The 14,485-nt window shown below is 59.8% G+C and carries 12 protein-coding genes; 7 read left to right on the forward strand and 5 right to left on the reverse strand.

Translation table 11 applies throughout. The features are described 5' to 3' along the window. Positions 1-41: 41 nt before the first annotated feature. Both ACMX25_RS15770 and ACMX25_RS15775 read right to left on the reverse strand, forming a co-directional pair. Positions 42-251: a hypothetical protein gene (locus ACMX25_RS15770; protein ID WP_414950912.1), complete on the reverse strand. Its 210-nt coding sequence runs from the start codon at positions 249-251 to the stop codon at positions 42-44. A gap of 76 nt (positions 252-327) precedes the next feature. Beyond that, positions 328-1,833 carry an MDR family MFS transporter gene (locus ACMX25_RS15775; protein WP_414950913.1) on the reverse strand — a complete coding sequence of 502 codons (1,506 nt, stop codon included), beginning with the start codon at positions 1,831-1,833 and terminating at the stop codon, positions 328-330. Positions 1,834-1,906: 73 nt separating this feature from the next. Here ACMX25_RS15775 and ACMX25_RS15780 point away from each other — a divergent pair, with 73 nt between their 5' ends. The 3 genes from ACMX25_RS15780 (at position 1,907) to ACMX25_RS15790 (ending at position 5,318) form a co-directional block, all read left to right on the forward strand. Beyond that, entirely contained in the window at positions 1,907-2,605 is a 699-nt protein-coding gene (locus ACMX25_RS15780) for a TetR/AcrR family transcriptional regulator (protein WP_414950914.1), read from the forward strand. A gap of 266 nt (positions 2,606-2,871) precedes the next feature. Beyond that, a complete protein-coding gene (locus ACMX25_RS15785; RefSeq protein WP_414950915.1) occupies positions 2,872-4,305 on the forward strand; it encodes an MFS transporter in 1,434 nt (477 codons plus the stop codon). 119 nt (positions 4,306-4,424) lie between these two features. Then, positions 4,425-5,318 (forward strand): ferritin-like domain-containing protein, encoded by an 894-nt coding sequence (locus ACMX25_RS15790; RefSeq protein WP_414950916.1) that lies wholly within the window; start codon positions 4,425-4,427, stop codon positions 5,316-5,318. Positions 5,319-5,439: 121 nt separating this feature from the next. On the opposite strand, the gene ACMX25_RS15795 is transcribed toward ACMX25_RS15790, so the two are convergent. Beyond that, positions 5,440-6,165, reverse strand: a complete 726-nt coding sequence (locus ACMX25_RS15795) for a TetR/AcrR family transcriptional regulator (RefSeq protein ID WP_414950917.1) — start codon at positions 6,163-6,165, stop codon at positions 5,440-5,442. Between the two features lie 184 nt (positions 6,166-6,349). Here ACMX25_RS15795 and ACMX25_RS15800 point away from each other — a divergent pair, with 184 nt between their 5' ends. From ACMX25_RS15800 to ACMX25_RS15810, 3 genes are read left to right on the forward strand one after another with little or no spacing between them, the layout of a single operon-like run. Next, positions 6,350-7,531: an isovaleryl-CoA dehydrogenase gene (locus ACMX25_RS15800; RefSeq protein WP_414950918.1), complete on the forward strand. Its 1,182-nt coding sequence runs from the start codon at positions 6,350-6,352 to the stop codon at positions 7,529-7,531. 16 nt (positions 7,532-7,547) lie between these two features. Further along, positions 7,548-9,155, forward strand: coding sequence for a carboxyl transferase domain-containing protein (locus tag ACMX25_RS15805; protein WP_414950919.1), 1,608 nt, complete (start codon positions 7,548-7,550; stop codon positions 9,153-9,155). Between the two features lie 22 nt (positions 9,156-9,177). Next, positions 9,178-11,199: an acetyl/propionyl/methylcrotonyl-CoA carboxylase subunit alpha gene (locus ACMX25_RS15810; RefSeq protein WP_414950921.1), complete on the forward strand. Its 2,022-nt coding sequence runs from the start codon at positions 9,178-9,180 to the stop codon at positions 11,197-11,199. A 21-nt stretch (positions 11,200-11,220) separates the two neighbouring features. Here the strand turns inward: ACMX25_RS15810 and ACMX25_RS15815 are convergent, their stop codons facing one another. Beyond that, on the reverse strand, positions 11,221-11,736 hold the full coding sequence (locus ACMX25_RS15815; RefSeq protein WP_414950922.1) for an OmpA family protein: 516 nt from the start codon (positions 11,734-11,736) through the stop codon (positions 11,221-11,223). A 262-nt stretch (positions 11,737-11,998) separates the two neighbouring features. Here ACMX25_RS15815 and ACMX25_RS15820 point away from each other — a divergent pair, with 262 nt between their 5' ends. After that, the gene (locus ACMX25_RS15820; RefSeq protein WP_414950923.1) at positions 11,999-13,072 is read left to right on the forward strand and encodes an AI-2E family transporter; all 1,074 of its coding nucleotides are present in this window, start codon (positions 11,999-12,001) and stop codon (positions 13,070-13,072) included. Between the two features lie 82 nt (positions 13,073-13,154). Here the strand turns inward: ACMX25_RS15820 and ACMX25_RS15825 are convergent. Next, positions 13,155-14,485 (reverse strand): bifunctional 2-methylcitrate dehydratase/aconitate hydratase (locus tag ACMX25_RS15825; RefSeq protein ID WP_414950924.1); only part of this gene is annotated, 1,331 nt, incomplete at its 5' end.

Below are 14,485 nucleotides of genomic sequence, written 5' to 3' on the forward strand. Positions count from 1 at the left end.
GACGAAGACCGGAGGCGAGTGGCGTTGCGAACGCTCTTCGCTCAAGGCTGCGAATGCGCACCCTTGTCGTCCGCACGTTGCGTTTTCTTGGTCTTCTTATGCTTGGACGGCGGCGTGTGGTGCGAAGCGCCGCCGGATCCGGACATGGACGACTGGCCTTCGCCGAAATTAAAAGTCTCCGCCAGTGCGGCGGTCGAGATAAAAGCAAAAGCGCTGAGGGTCGAGGCGATGACTATTTTTGTAAGCTTCATTGAGCGGACGCTCCGAGGTTAAAGTGCGTCAGCTTAAACCAAAGCGTTGCTGACGCATCCCGTCCCATCCCTTGCCTTACTTGCCGCGAAGCGGCTTGTCCTGCATGAACCAGGACAACGCGAACGCGAGTAACACGACCGCACCGGCCACGAAAAACACCACGTGCATCGATCCCGAGAATGCGTTGAGATACGTCTCGCGCAAAGCGGCGGGAAGATGCTGGACCATGGTTGGCCCCATCGATTGCGGTAACTCGGTTCCCGGCGGCATGGCGTCGGCCAGTCGCGAATGCAGACCGTTCGTAAAGATTGCGCCGAACGTGGCGACTCCCACCGAACCGCCGATCGACCGGAACAGCGTGGCGCCGGACGTTGCCACGCCAATGTTCTTGAACGGCACCGCATTCTGCACGGCGAGCACCAGCACCTGCATCACCATGCCGAGTCCAAGTCCCAGCAGCAGCATGAACAGGTACATGGTGTGAAGCGGGGTATCGAGTTGCAGGGTGGACAGCAAGAACATGCCGCAGGCCACGATCGCGGTCCCGCAGATCGGGAACCATCGATATTTGCCAATCCGGCTAATCACGCGGCCGCTTATGATGGACGTGGACAAGATGCCCGCCATCATCGGCAAAACTTGAAGGCCGGCTTGCGAAGGCGTCGAACCCTTCGCCACTTGCAGATACAGCGGCAGGAACGTGATCGCGCCGAACAGCGAAAATCCGATGATGAAACCAATCAGCCCGCTCAGCACGAACGTGCGCTCCTTGAAAAGCTCGAGCGGCATGATCGGTTCGTCGGCGGAACGTTCTTCGTAGATAAAACCGCCCAGCGTAATGAATCCAAGTGCGAGCGTGAACCAAAGCTGCGGCGAACTCCACGGCAACAGCGTGCCGCCCTGACTGGTAAAAAGGATGATACAAGTAAGCGATGTGGCCAGAAACGCGGCGCCCATGTAATCGATTTTATGCTTCACGTGCGCCACGTGCGGTTTGAACACGAGTCCGATCACAATCAGCGCCAGCACGCCCAGCGGCACGTTGATGTAGAAGATCCAGCGCCAAGAAAGATGCTCGACGATAAACCCGCCCAGCAGCGGTCCGACGACCGTCGCGAGTCCGAATACGCCGCCGAACAGGCCCTGGTAGCGGCCGCATTCGGCGGGCGGAATGACATCGGCAATGGCGGCCATGGTCACGACCATCAGACCGCCGCCGCCGAGCCCCTGCAACGCGCGCAGCACGATCAACTGAGTCATGTCCTGCGCGACGCCGCACAGGATCGAACCGGCAAGAAAAATGAGGATCGACGCCTGGATGACGACTTTGCGACCGAACAGATCGCCGAACTTGCCGTACAGCGGCACTACGATAGTCGACGTCAACAGGTATGACGTCACGACCCAAGAGAGGCTTTCGAGGCCGCCCAGCTCGCCCACAATGGTGGGCAACGCGGTGGAGACGATCGTCTGGTCGAGCGCGCCGAGCAGCATGACGAGCAGCAGCGCCGTGAAAAGCAGCCGGATTGGCGGCCGCTCTTCAATGGCGGGAAGTGCGACAGAGGGTTGCAGGGTTTCCATTCAGCTGCCCGATGAGTTAAATTAATGTTGGAGTTAATATTAGGCCACACCAATCGCGGGGTCAATTGCCACCATGACTAAAGATGTAACCGATCCTTCCCAGCAGGCTGTTTCTTCTGTCCCCATTGAGCAGCCAAAGGCCGGTCGCCGACCTGGGCGGCCTAGTGGCGCGCAGCACGGCGAGCCGCGGACGCTGTTGCTGGATGTGGCCCTGGTTTTATTCGCGCGCCAGGGAATCATGGAGACCACGCTCGGCGCGATTGCGCGCGAGGCGGGCGTGACGCCGGCCATGGTCCATTACTACTTCAAGACGCGCGATCAACTGCTGGACGTATTGATCGATGAGCGATTCGTGCCGTTGCGTGCCGAACTCGGCCGCGCGTTCGCCGACTCGGACGCGGAACCGGCGGAAGCGTTGCGCGGGTTCGCCGAAGGTCTCATTGCTGTGTGCGAGCGGTATCCGTGGTTTGCGACGCTCTGGGTTCGCGAAGTGATCAGCGAAGGCGGGTTGCTGCGCCAGCGTATTGCAGAGCGTTTCGGCGATGCCAACAAGAAAGCGTCGATTGCACGCATCTCGCAGTGGCAGAAAGAAGGCAAGCTTAACCCTCACCTGGAGCCGTCGCTGCTGTTTGTATCGGTATTCGGATTGACAGTGCTGCCGCTGGCGGTGACTTATAAGTGGGCTGAGGAGAGCGGCGGTTGTGCGCCCAGGCGCGACCAGGTCGCGAAACACGCGGTGGCGCTGCTGATGCACGGCGTCGGACCGGTTTGAGCGTCACGGGCAGCGGGCGCCGGGCCGCTTTACGTCGCGCACTCGGAGACAGGTCGCCGGGTGGAAAGTAACGCGGTGTTGCGCGGGCTGGATCGAAAAAATCATCGTCAATGACGATCGGGCAAGAATGTTCCGGAACCTGTAACAAATCTGCAAATACGCCGTTAAAATGCGCGCCGGCGCGCGACAAAAAGGGCGCATCAAAGGGCGTGCCGCAAGCTAGGCCCCGGCCACAACAAGCGCCCAAGACAAGGAGACATAAATCGATGACCACCGCTCAGGACCTCGCTGAATCCCGCACTGATCACCACGTTCGTTCTTCGGATTCACTAAGCGCAGGCACGATCTCCGCACGGCTCGATCGCCTGCCGGCGACTCGTTCGATGTGGGTCCTCGTGGTTTTGCTGAGCCTCGGATTTTTCTTCGAACTCTACGATCTGCTCTACTCCGGGTACGTTGCGCCGGGGCTGGTCAAGAGCGGCATTCTCACGTCTACCACCGTCGGTTTGTTCGGCATGACGGGCGTCGCGAGTTTCATCGCGTCGTTGTTCCTCGGCTTGTTCATCGGCACGATTGCATGCGGTTTTCTCGCCGATCGTTTCGGGCGACGCGCCATCTTCACTTACTCGCTGCTTTGGTACACGGCCGCGAACGTCATCATGGCTTTCCAGGACACCGCTGGCGGCCTCAACTTCTGGCGCTTCATGGCGGGTTTGGGCATTGGGGTGGAGCTGGTAACGATCGGAACCTACATCTCCGAACTGGTCCCCAAACACATCCGAGGCCGCGCCTTCGCCTGCGAGCAAGCGGTGGGTTTCATGGCCGTGCCGGTCGTCGCATTCCTTTCTTATGCGCTGGTGCCGAACAAACCCTTCGGTTTCGATGGCTGGCGCTGGGTCGTATTGATCGGCGCACACGGCGCGTTGTTCGTCTGGTTTATCCGGCGCGCGTTGCCTGAGAGCCCGCGCTGGCTGGCGCAAAAAGGGCGGCTTGCCGAAGCGGACGCGGTGATGACGGCGCTGGAAGCGAAGGTCGAGAAAGAATACGGCCGGCCCTTGCCGCCGCCTGCCGCGCCTGAGCCGGTCAGCACACGCGGATCGTTCCGCGACATGTGGGTCGCGCCGTACGGCAAGCGCGCGACCATGATGATCATCTTCAACGTCTTCCAGACGGTCGGTTTCTACGGCTTCGCCAACTGGGTGCCGACGCTCCTGATCCACCAGGGCATCACGATCACGACCAGCCTGATGTACTCGACGATCATCGCGCTGGCCGCCCCGGTCGGGCCGATCATCGGCTTGTTCATGGCCGATAAATTTGAGCGCAAGAGCGTGATCGTCGTGATGGCGGGCGCGATCGTGGTCTGCGGACTGGTGTTCAGCCAGGTCTCGGGCGCAGCGCTGCTGGTCTGCATGGGCGTGGGCCTGACGCTCGCCAGCAACATCATGTCGTATAGCTTCCACGCATATCAGACCGAGCTTTTCCCCACCAGCATCCGCGCGCGTGCGGTCGGTTTCGTGTACTCGTGGAGCCGCTTTTCGGCCATCTTTACGTCTTTTTTCATCGCGGGCGTGTTGAAGGCGTTCGGCACGACGGGGGTGTTCATGTTTATCGCCGGCGCGATGGTGGTGGTCATGCTGGCTATCGGGCTGATGGGACCGAAGACGCGCGATCTGGCGCTGGAGCAAATCTCGCATTGATCGTTTCGATAGTCGCAATAGGACGCTATATGGCCTGGTGCGCTTGACCAAGCCATCGCGGCAGAAGCGCGCGCGTTATGCCAAAATCTGCATAACGCGATTAATTCTCCCGTTACGCTATGTCCGACACGCTCACGCCTGCCGAAGCCGACTACGCGATGCGTCACTGGACGTATCGATCCACCGGCCAGATCAAGATTGGCTCCGCACAACATAAACGCATGTTCTGCGAGATGCTGCTGACGACTCACAATCCCTATAAGCCCGCAGTCATCGACTGGCCCATGCTCGCGCCCGCCATGCTCAAGCGCGTCACGTCGCTGCCTATCTGGGATATTGCGGTGCAGACCGAAGGCCGCGCGTCGATTCGCGTGTCGACCTATGCACGTAGTATTGAGGATTCGGTGCTGCGCGAAGCCGTCACCATGAACGGCGCTGAAGAGGCGCGGCACAAGGTCGTGCTGTCGCGGCTCGTCCAGGCCTACGGCATCGAACTTGCGCCCGAGCCGCCCTATCCCGCCCCAAAAGACGCGCTGCGCGCATGGATGCTTACGGGCTACAGCGAATGTATCGATAGTTTCTTTGCCTTCGGCTTATTCGAAGCTGCGCGCCAATCGGGTTATTTCCCTGAAGAACTGGTTGAAACGTTCGAGCCGGTGATCCAGGAGGAGGCGCGCCATATTCTGTTCTTTGCAAACTGGGTGGCGTGGTACCGGCGCAGCTTGCCGTGGTACCGGCGGCCCTGGTTTCTCATGAAGACCGCCAGCGTGTGGTTCTCGCTGATATGCGACCGAATATCGCTGGCACGAGGTTTCGACACCAGCGGCGCCGCGCAGGATATGAATTTCCCCGCGAACGTGGGCGATTCGGTGGGCGGCGGGGTATCGGCGAGGGCGCTGGTGGATTTGTGCCTGACCGAAAACGAGCGCCGTATGGGCGGTTACGACGCGCGTCTATTGCGGCCGGTGACCGTGCCGCGACTCGCCCGGATTGCCCTGCGGTTTATTAAATAGCAACTAACTGTCCTTTGTTTTGGGCGCCGCGAATGCGGCGGGGCGTTATTACGCTTTGCTTTGTTGACGAGGATTTGCAACTAACTGTCGGACCGACTTGCGTCCGCAAGTTTCCACACACTCACTTCTCCCGGCTCGCCGCCTCGTCAAACCGCCTCGACGCTTCTTCCACGTCCTGTCTGAACTGCGCAAGCGCGCTCAGGCTGGCAGCAGGGGGCTGCAGCGCGGTCCACAGGACGTCGATGAGTTCATCGGCGGTCGTATCGATCTGAGCCTGACTCAGATGCCGTTTCGCGAGCGTCGCGTCCCACAGCACGTGTTCCATTGGCCCGAAGACCAGCGAGCGCATCAGCCGCAGCGGCAAGTCGGCCCGCACCTGGCCGACTGTCTGGCCATGAGCGAGCACGTTCATCAGCGGCGCGGTATAGCGGCGTTGAAGGTCGGTGAGGGCGTCGCTGAGATCATGATGTTTCGTCCGTCCCTCCGATAAAACCAGCGCGCACAAGCCCGTCCCGTTCACCAGCATCAGCCGCAAATGCGTCCTCACGATAAACGCAAACTGCTGGCGCACGCTGCCGTCGCGTGGAAGGCCGGATTCGAAAGCATCGATGATCTCGTCATACCAATCCGCGATCACCCGCGCGCACAACTCCCGTTTGCCGCTGAAATAGCTGAACACGGTGGCCTCCGAAATCCCGGCGCGCTGGGCGATTTCGGCGCTGGTCGCGGCGTCATAGCCTTTCTCGGCGAAGACGTCACGTCCGGCCTGAAGAATGTCCTTCACGCGCTGTTGCGACTTGACGCCTGCGGGCGTGCGGCGATTTCCGGTGACAGCGGTAGAGGACATAAGAAGGCATGTACGATGATGAACCAGATGTGAGCGTAGCTCAAATCCCTATTGACGGGAAGGAGTATTCGGCGTGAAACTGCCGTCCATATTGGAAATTACTGCGTGTGAGTGCGACTCATAGTTGAGTAGAAAACCACCACGCTGCCGACCCCGAGCCGAACCACCGAAGAAGGAGATCCGCATGAACGACGTACCCGGTCTGAATTTCGCCTTGGGCGAAGACATCGACATGTTGCGCGACTCGCTCGCCAATTTCGCTGCAAAGGAGATTGCGCCGCGCGCGGCTGAAATCGATAAAACCGACCAGTTCCCCATGGACCTCTGGAAGAAATTCGGCGATCTCGGCGTGCTCGGCATGACGGTGTCCGAAGAGTACGGCGGCGCGAACATGGGCTATACGGCGCACATGGTCGCGATGGAAGAGATTTCGCGGGCGTCGGCGTCGGTGGGGTTGTCGTATGGCGCGCATTCCAATCTGTGCGTGAACCAGATTCATCGCAACGGCACTGAGGCGCAAAAGCGCAAATATCTGCCGGGGCTCGTCTCGGGCGAGCACATTGGCGCGCTGGCCATGAGCGAGCCGAACGCAGGGTCGGACGTGGTCAGCATGAAGCTGCGCGCCGATGAAAAGAGCGACCGCTACGTGCTCAACGGCACGAAGATGTGGATCACTAACGGACCGGATTGCGACACGCTCGTGGTGTATGCGAAGACCGACATTGAAGCGGGCTCGAAGGGCATTACGGCGTTTATCGTCGAGAAGGGCATGAAGGGGTTTTCGGTCGCGCAGAAACTCGACAAGCTCGGCATGCGCGGGTCGCATACCGGCGAACTCGTGTTCGAGAACGTTGAAGTGCCGAAGGAAAATATCCTTGGGACATTGAACGGCGGCGTGAAGGTTTTGATGAGCGGCCTCGACTATGAACGTGCGGTGTTGGCGGGCGGCCCGACGGGCATCATGGTCGCGTGCATGGACGCGGTTGTGCCGTACATCCACGACCGCAAGCAGTTCGGTCAGGCGATCGGCGAGTTCCAGTTGATTCAAGGCAAGGTAGCCGATCTTTATACGACCCTGCAGGCATGCCGCGCGTATCTCTACGCGGTGGGACGTCAACTCGATACACTCGGCGCAGGACATGGCCGCCAGGTCCGCAAGGATTGCGCGGGCGTGATTCTCTACACGGCTGAAAAGGCGACATGGATGGCCGGTGAAGCGATCCAGATTCTTGGCGGCAATGGTTATATCAACGAGTACCCGGTGGGCCGCTTGTGGCGCGATGCAAAGTTGTATGAGATCGGCGCGGGCACGAGCGAGATTCGCCGCATGCTGATCGGCCGTGAACTCTTCGCTGAAACAGCTTGAGCGAGCGGACAAACTTATGCCGATCATCGAATCGAAACTGAATCCACGCAGCGATGAATTTCGCGCCAACGCGGCGGCGCTCGAAGCGCTCGTCGCGGATCTGAAGGAAAAGATCGCGAAGATCACGTTGGGCGGCGGACAAGCGGCCCGCGATAAACACGTGTCACGCGGCAAGCTCTTGCCACGCGATCGCATCGCGCAATTGCTCGATCCGGGCACGCCGTTTCTGGAGTTGTCGCAACTGGCCGCGTACGGCATGTATAACGACGGCGCTCCGGGCGCCGGCGTGATTACGGGCATCGGCAGGATTGCGGGGCAGGAGTGCGTGATCGTTTGCAACGACGCAACCGTCAAGGGCGGCACGTACTATCCGGTGACGGTTAAAAAGCATCTTCGGGCGCAGGAGATTGCGGAAGAGAACCGCTTGCCGTGTGTGTATCTCGTCGATTCCGGCGGCGCGAACCTGCCGAATCAGGACGATGTATTCCCCGATCGCGACCACTTTGGCCGCATCTTTTATAACCAGGCGAACATGTCGGCGAAGGGCATTTCGCAGATCGCCGTGGTGATGGGCTCGTGCACTGCGGGCGGCGCTTATGTCCCGGCGATGAGCGATGAATCGATCATCGTGAAGAACCAGGGAACGATCTTCCTGGGCGGTCCGCCGCTGGTAAAAGCGGCAACGGGTGAAGAGGTCAGCGCGGAGGATCTGGGCGGCGGTGACGTGCATACACGCCTCTCAGGCGTGGTCGATCACCTCGCGCAAAACGATGCCCACGCGTTAGGGATCGCGCGCAGCATTGTTGGCAACCTGAATCGAGTGAAGGTCTCGCCGGTGGCGCTCAAAGAACCGCTGCCGCCGCGTCACGATCCGCATAGTCTCTATGGCGTGATTCCGGCCGACACCCGCAAGCCGTTCGACATCCGCGAAGTGATCGCACGCATTGTTGACGACTCCGCCTTCGATGAATTCAAAGCCCGTTATGGCACGACGCTCGTGTGCGGTTTTGCGCATATCTGGGGGCATCCGGTCGGCATCATTGCGAACAACGGCATTTTGTTTTCCGAGTCTGCGTTGAAGGGCGCGCACTTCATTGAGCTATGCTGCCAGCGCAAGATTCCGCTCGTGTTCCTGCAGAACATCACGGGTTTCATGGTCGGCCGCAAGTATGAAAACGAAGGCATCGCGCGTAATGGCGCGAAGATGGTGACGGCGGTTGCTACGGCGAAGGTGCCGAAGTTTACGGTGATTATCGGCGGCTCGTTTGGTGCGGGAAATTACGGCATGTGTGGCCGGGCATATTCGCCGCGCTTCCTCTGGATGTGGCCGAATGCGCGCATCTCCGTGATGGGCGGCGAGCAGGCAGCATCCGTCCTTGCGACGGTGCGCCGCGATGGCATTGAGGGCAAGGGCGGTACATGGTCGAAGGAAGAAGAAGAAGCGTTCAAGTCACCTATTCGTGAGCAATACGAAGTACAGGGGCATCCGTATTATGCAAGCGCACGCCTGTGGGACGACGGCGTGATCGATCCGGCGCAGACCCGCGATGTACTGGGACTTGGTCTCGCCGCTTCCATGAATGCGCCTATCGAGGACACGCGTTTCGGCGTGTTCCGCATGTGATCTCCTTCTTCCAGGCTTCGTCATGTTCAACAAAATACTGATTGCGAATCGCGGCGAGATTGCGTGCCGTGTGGCTGCGACCTGCAAACGATTAGGCGTGGGCAGCGTGGCGGTCTATTCGGATGCCGATGCCCAGGCGAAGCACGTTGCCGTCTGCGATGAAGCCGTGCACGTCGGCGGCGCCGCTGCGTCCGAGAGTTATCTGCGGATCGAAAAGATCATTAACGCCGCGTCGGAAACCGGCGCGCAAGCCGTGCATCCGGGCTACGGGTTCTTGTCGGAGAACGAGGATTTTGCGCGGGCGTGCGAGAAGGCCGGGCTGGTGTTCATCGGGCCACCGGTCGAGGCCATCTCCGCGATGGGATCGAAGGCCGCGGCCAAGGCGCTGATGCAGTCGGCGTCCGTGCCCTTGGTGCCGGGATATCACGGCGACAGCCAGGACCCGGCGTTGCTGCAAAAAGAAGCCGATGGCATTGGCTACCCCGTGCTGCTGAAAGCAAGCGCGGGCGGCGGTGGCAAGGGCATGCGCGTGGTCGAGAAGAGCGCTGACTTTGCCTCGGCGTTGTTGTCTTGCAAACGCGAAGCCGCGAGCAGTTTCGGCAATGATCGTGTGTTGATCGAAAAATATCTGCAGCGTCCGAGGCATGTGGAAGTCCAGGTATTCGCCGATCAGCATGGCAACGCCGTGTATCTTTTCGATCGCGATTGCTCGGTGCAGCGGCGCCATCAAAAAGTATTGGAAGAAGCACCCGCGCCCGGCCTCTCCGATGAGGTGCGTAAAGCCATGGGCGAAGCCGCGGTCGCGGCCGCGCGCGCGGTGAACTACGTTGGCGCCGGCACGGTAGAGTTCATCATGACCGGCGACGGCCAGTTCTATTTCATGGAGATGAACACCCGGCTGCAGGTTGAACATCCGGTGACCGAAATGGTGACCGGCCTCGACCTGGTCGAGTGGCAACTGCGCGTGGCGAGCGGTGAACCGTTGCCGTTGTTGCAGGATCAGTTGAAGGTGAACGGCCACGCGATCGAAGCGCGTATCTACGCGGAGAATCCATCGCGCGGATTCTTGCCATCGACGGGAACGCTGAAGCATTTGAGTCTGCCCGAAGCCGTCGAATTTCAGTTGAATGGAAATGTACGCATTGATAGCGGCGTGCGTGAAGGCGACACCATTACCCCGTTTTACGATCCGATGATCGCCAAGCTGATCGTGCATGGTCATGATCGTGACCATGCATTGTTGCGCATGGCGCTGGCGTTGAAACAATGCGAAGTGGTGGGGCCGTCGACGAATATCGAGTTCCTGCATCGGATCGTGGTCAGCGTTCCGTTCTCTGCGGGTGATCTTGATACGGGTCTGATTGAACGTCATCACGACACGTTGTTTGCACGATCGACGGTGCCAAAAACGCAAGCGCTCGCGTTGGCTTGCGCTGCATTGCTCACGCGTGAGGGCGGCGAGGCGCACGGTGTATCGCCGTGGGATGCGTTGTCTCATTGGCGCATGAGCGGCGGCTACACGCAGGCGTTGAACTGGCGCCTCGTTGGTTCGGACGACGAAATCCTGGCCGTCTTTACCCGGGATTCAACATCAGGCCGCGCCGATAACAAACAGCTCGAACTGCTTGGCGAAACGCTCACGTTCGACTGGTCGCACGGGGACGAGCCACACGCATTCGTCGTGCTGATCGGCGATAAGCGGATCAAGGGGCGCGTGTTTATCGACGGCGATGTGTTCCATGTGTTCTACGCGGGCGCGTCGCTGGCGTTCGAATGGCAGAACCTGCTGGCGCATGCCGCCGATGCCGAGCATGGCGAGGGCCGCCTGACAGCGCCGATGCCGGGCAAGGTGATCGCGGTGCTGGTGGAGGTGGGCGCGGTGGTCGAGAAGGGCGCGCCGCTGCTGGTGATGGAAGCCATGAAAATGGAGCACACCATTGTTGCGCCGGCGGGCGGCACGGTGGCCGAAATCTTGTTCAGCGTCGGCGACCAGGTTACCGATGGCGCCCAGCTATTGGTGATGGAAGTACAGCACGCGAAATGACGCTTTACATCGTTCCGCGCATCATTTCGTCTTCAATTTTCCCAGCAGTGTTTCTTCAGTCTCCGTCTTTACAATAATCTCCACGCGCCGGTTCAACGCACGCCCTTCGGGCGTGTCGTTGGTCGCGATCGGTTGCAAGAATGCGATCCCTTTTGTCTTGATACGCGCAGCAGGAACGCCGCGTGCGACTAGCGCATCGCCCACGGCATTCGCGCGCGCCGTGGACAGTGCCTGGTTGTAGTCGAACGGACCGACGTTGTCCGTGTGCCCTTCGACCATGATCGGGCGCGTGCTGCGCTTGAGGAGGACGGCTGCACGATTGAGCACGGCGATGCTTTCGGGACGCATGGAGGCTTCGTCGAAGTCGAATAGCGCCGATTCCTGAAGCCGCAGTTCCACGCCCTCGTGCACCGGATGGACGACAATGCCGACCTTCTGGTTGATTGCTTCTTCCTTCGACCGATTCAGGCCGGACGCGCAGCCGGCGAGCAAGGCCGTTGTTGCGCACGCGTTGACAATCGTTTGGATAGCTTTCACTGCATGTCTCTTGAACGGATGCCGGGGCGGGGGTTTCGATTATAGGGAAACGGAATTGGCGAAGTGTGAAATTAGAACAACATGCGGAAAGCCGGTTGAAAGTGCTTTCGCCTTGATTCTGGCCGATAGCGGCCCGACTTACAATGCAGGGTTGGTACTCAGTGCGTCACAGAACTAAGACTCTCACCTAAGACGCGGAAAGACTTGATTTAAAGCAGGCTTGGGGCTTTCACTTAAAGAAGAAATAACAAGGGCGTTTTATATGAATCCACGCGATCAAACCTCTGCGGACGAAAAGGACCGCACGCGGCGTCTGCAACGAACCGCGTCGGGGTTGCTGTACGCGGTGCTCGTCGCCGTCGCGATCTGGATGATCCGCGACTTCATTCCTGCTGTCGTGTGGGCTGCGGTCATCGCCATTGCGTTGTGGCCGTTGCTGACCTGGCTCGAGCAGCGGCCGGTGTTCAAGGATCGGCACATCTGGCTCGCGGTGGTTTTGACCGTTGTGATCGGGCTGGTATTCGTCGTGCCGTTTATCCTGGTCGTGGCGCAGGCGGGCAGCGAGGCCCGCGACTTGATACGCTGGTTTCAAGAATCGCTGCGCTCGGGCATTCCCATGCCTGATCTTGTCAACCATCTGCCCACCGGGTCGTCACAGATATCGGCGTGGTGGCAGGAAAATCTTGCTACACCGCTGAGTTCTTCGCCGGCGGCCAAGCATTTCCATAGCGCGACGGTTGTCGCCATGACCCGGCATTTCGGCGGTCGGGTCGCGCACGGTCTGGTCGTGTTCGGCTTCATGCTCGTTACGCTGTTTTTCCTGTTCAAGGCGGGGTCGAAGCTTGGTGAACAGTTGCTTGAGGCGTCGAGGCGCGGGTTCGGTTCGGATGGCGCCTCGCTTGCGCGACGGATGGCCGAGTCGGTTCGCAGCACGGTGACGGGGCTGGTGGTTGTCGGTCTGGGTGAAGGCGCGTTGCTTGGCGTGGCTTATGCCGTGACCGGCGTGCCGCATGCCACGTTGCTGGGCATGCTGACCGCCATCGCCGCGATGCTGCCGTTCTGCGCGCCGATTGTGTTCATAGGCGCGGCGTTGTGGCTGCTTGCTCAGGGCTCGATGGCGGCAGCGGTGTGCGTCGCGGTGTTCGGATTTGTGGTTGTGTTCGTGGCCGAGCACGCTATCAGGCCGGTGCTGATTGGCGGCGCGGCGCGCTTGCCGTTTTTGCTGGTGCTATTCGGGATTCTGGGCGGCGCGGAAACGTTCGGGCTGGTGGGCCTGTTCATTGGGCCGGCGTTGATGACGATTCTGGTCGTGCTTTGGAATGACTGGGTGCATTGAGCCACGCTGTGCTTATTGAGGGCCGTTTCAACTCGCGTTGGAACGGCCTTTTCACATTACGGGCTAACGCGTCTCGCCTTGCTCAAATCACATACAAGTCAACATACTCATTGACCGGCATGGCTTCGAGCGCTGCCTGATCCAGCGATACCGCGAGGATCGCCTCTTGCTGCTTGGCTGGGAAACGCCGTGCGAGGTTAACCTTGAACTTCTCAACCAGAAGCGGGATGCCGTCTTCGCGACGACGCTTGTGTCCAATCGGATATTCGACGACCACCTCGTCGAACTTGCTGCCGTCATTGAACTCAACGGTCAGCGCATTGGCGATCGAACGCTGCTCCGGATCGTGATAATCCTTCGTGAATTGCGGGTCTTCCACGCATTCCATCTTCGCGCGCAACGTATCGATACGCTGATCCTTCGCCACTGAATCTTCATAATCCGATGCGGTCAGCCGGCCATGAATCAGCGGCACGGCAACCATGTACTGGATGCAGTGATCGCGATCGGCGGGGTTATCGAGCGGACCTTTTTTATCGATGATCCGAATTGCTGCTTCGTGCGTGCGGATCGTGATCTTCTTGATGTCTTCAACCTTCTTGCCCGTTTCCGCGAGCTTCGCGTGCAAGGTCATCGCGGCTTCCACGGCGGTTTGCGAGTGGAATTCGGCCGGGAACGAAATCTTGAACAGCACGTTTTCCATTACGTACGAACCGTACGGGCGCTGGAACTTGAACTCGTTGCCCTTGAAGAGCACGTCGTAGAAGCCCCATGTTTTAGCGGTCAGAACCGATGGATAGCCCATCTCGCCGGTCTTCGCGATCAGCGCAAGGCGCACGGCGCGCGAAGTTGCATCGCCTGCGGCCCACGATTTGCGCGAGCCCGTATTCGGCGCATGCCGATACGTGCGCAGCGAATGACCATCGACGAAGGCTAGCGAAACAGCGTTGATCAACTCATCGCGCGTGAGGCCGATCATCTGACCGACGACTGCCGTTGAAGCCAGCTTCACGAGCAAAACGTGATCGAGCCCGACCTTGTTGAACGAGTTTTCCAGCGCGATACAGCCTTGAATTTCGTGCGCCTTGATCATCGCGATCAAGACGTCTTTCATCGATAGCGGCTTCTTGCCGGTAGCCACCGCGTTACGCGAAAGCCAGTCGGCCGTTGCGAGAATGCCACCGAGATTGTCCGACGGATGGCCCCATTCGGCAGCCAGCCACGTGTCGTTGAAGTCGAGCCAGCGGATCATCGCGCCAATGTTGAACGCAGCCTGAACCGGGTCGAGCTGGAAAGAGGTGCCGGGCACCTTGGCGCCGTTGGGGACTATCGTGCCGGGCACGATGGGTCCCATCAGCTTGGTGCAGGCGGGATAAGTTAGTGCTTCGAGTCCGCAGCCGAGCGTATCGATCA

The organism is Caballeronia eucalypticola (assembly GCF_047608185.1).
Lineage (GTDB): Bacteria > Pseudomonadota > Gammaproteobacteria > Burkholderiales > Burkholderiaceae > Caballeronia.

What these genes read in the sequence shown, in the direction of transcription:
- ACMX25_RS15790 (WP_414950916.1), top strand. Translation starts at nt 4,425, where the DNA reads ATGTCCGACACGCTCACGCCTGCCGAAGCCGACTACGCGATGCGTCAC.
- ACMX25_RS15780 (WP_414950914.1), top strand. Translation starts at nt 1,907, where the DNA reads ATGACTAAAGATGTAACCGATCCTTCCCAGCAGGCTGTTTCTTCTGTC.
- ACMX25_RS15810 (WP_414950921.1), top strand. Translation starts at nt 9,178, where the DNA reads ATGTTCAACAAAATACTGATTGCGAATCGCGGCGAGATTGCGTGCCGT.
- ACMX25_RS15805 (WP_414950919.1), top strand. Translation starts at nt 7,548, where the DNA reads ATGCCGATCATCGAATCGAAACTGAATCCACGCAGCGATGAATTTCGC.
- ACMX25_RS15775 (WP_414950913.1), bottom strand. Translation starts at nt 1,833, where the DNA reads ATGGAAACCCTGCAACCCTCTGTCGCACTTCCCGCCATTGAAGAGCGG.
- ACMX25_RS15795 (WP_414950917.1), bottom strand. Translation starts at nt 6,165, where the DNA reads ATGTCCTCTACCGCTGTCACCGGAAATCGCCGCACGCCCGCAGGCGTC.
- ACMX25_RS15785 (WP_414950915.1), top strand. Translation starts at nt 2,872, where the DNA reads ATGACCACCGCTCAGGACCTCGCTGAATCCCGCACTGATCACCACGTT.
- ACMX25_RS15770 (WP_414950912.1), bottom strand. Translation starts at nt 251, where the DNA reads ATGAAGCTTACAAAAATAGTCATCGCCTCGACCCTCAGCGCTTTTGCT.
- ACMX25_RS15820 (WP_414950923.1), top strand. Translation starts at nt 11,999, where the DNA reads ATGAATCCACGCGATCAAACCTCTGCGGACGAAAAGGACCGCACGCGG.
- ACMX25_RS15800 (WP_414950918.1), top strand. Translation starts at nt 6,350, where the DNA reads ATGAACGACGTACCCGGTCTGAATTTCGCCTTGGGCGAAGACATCGAC.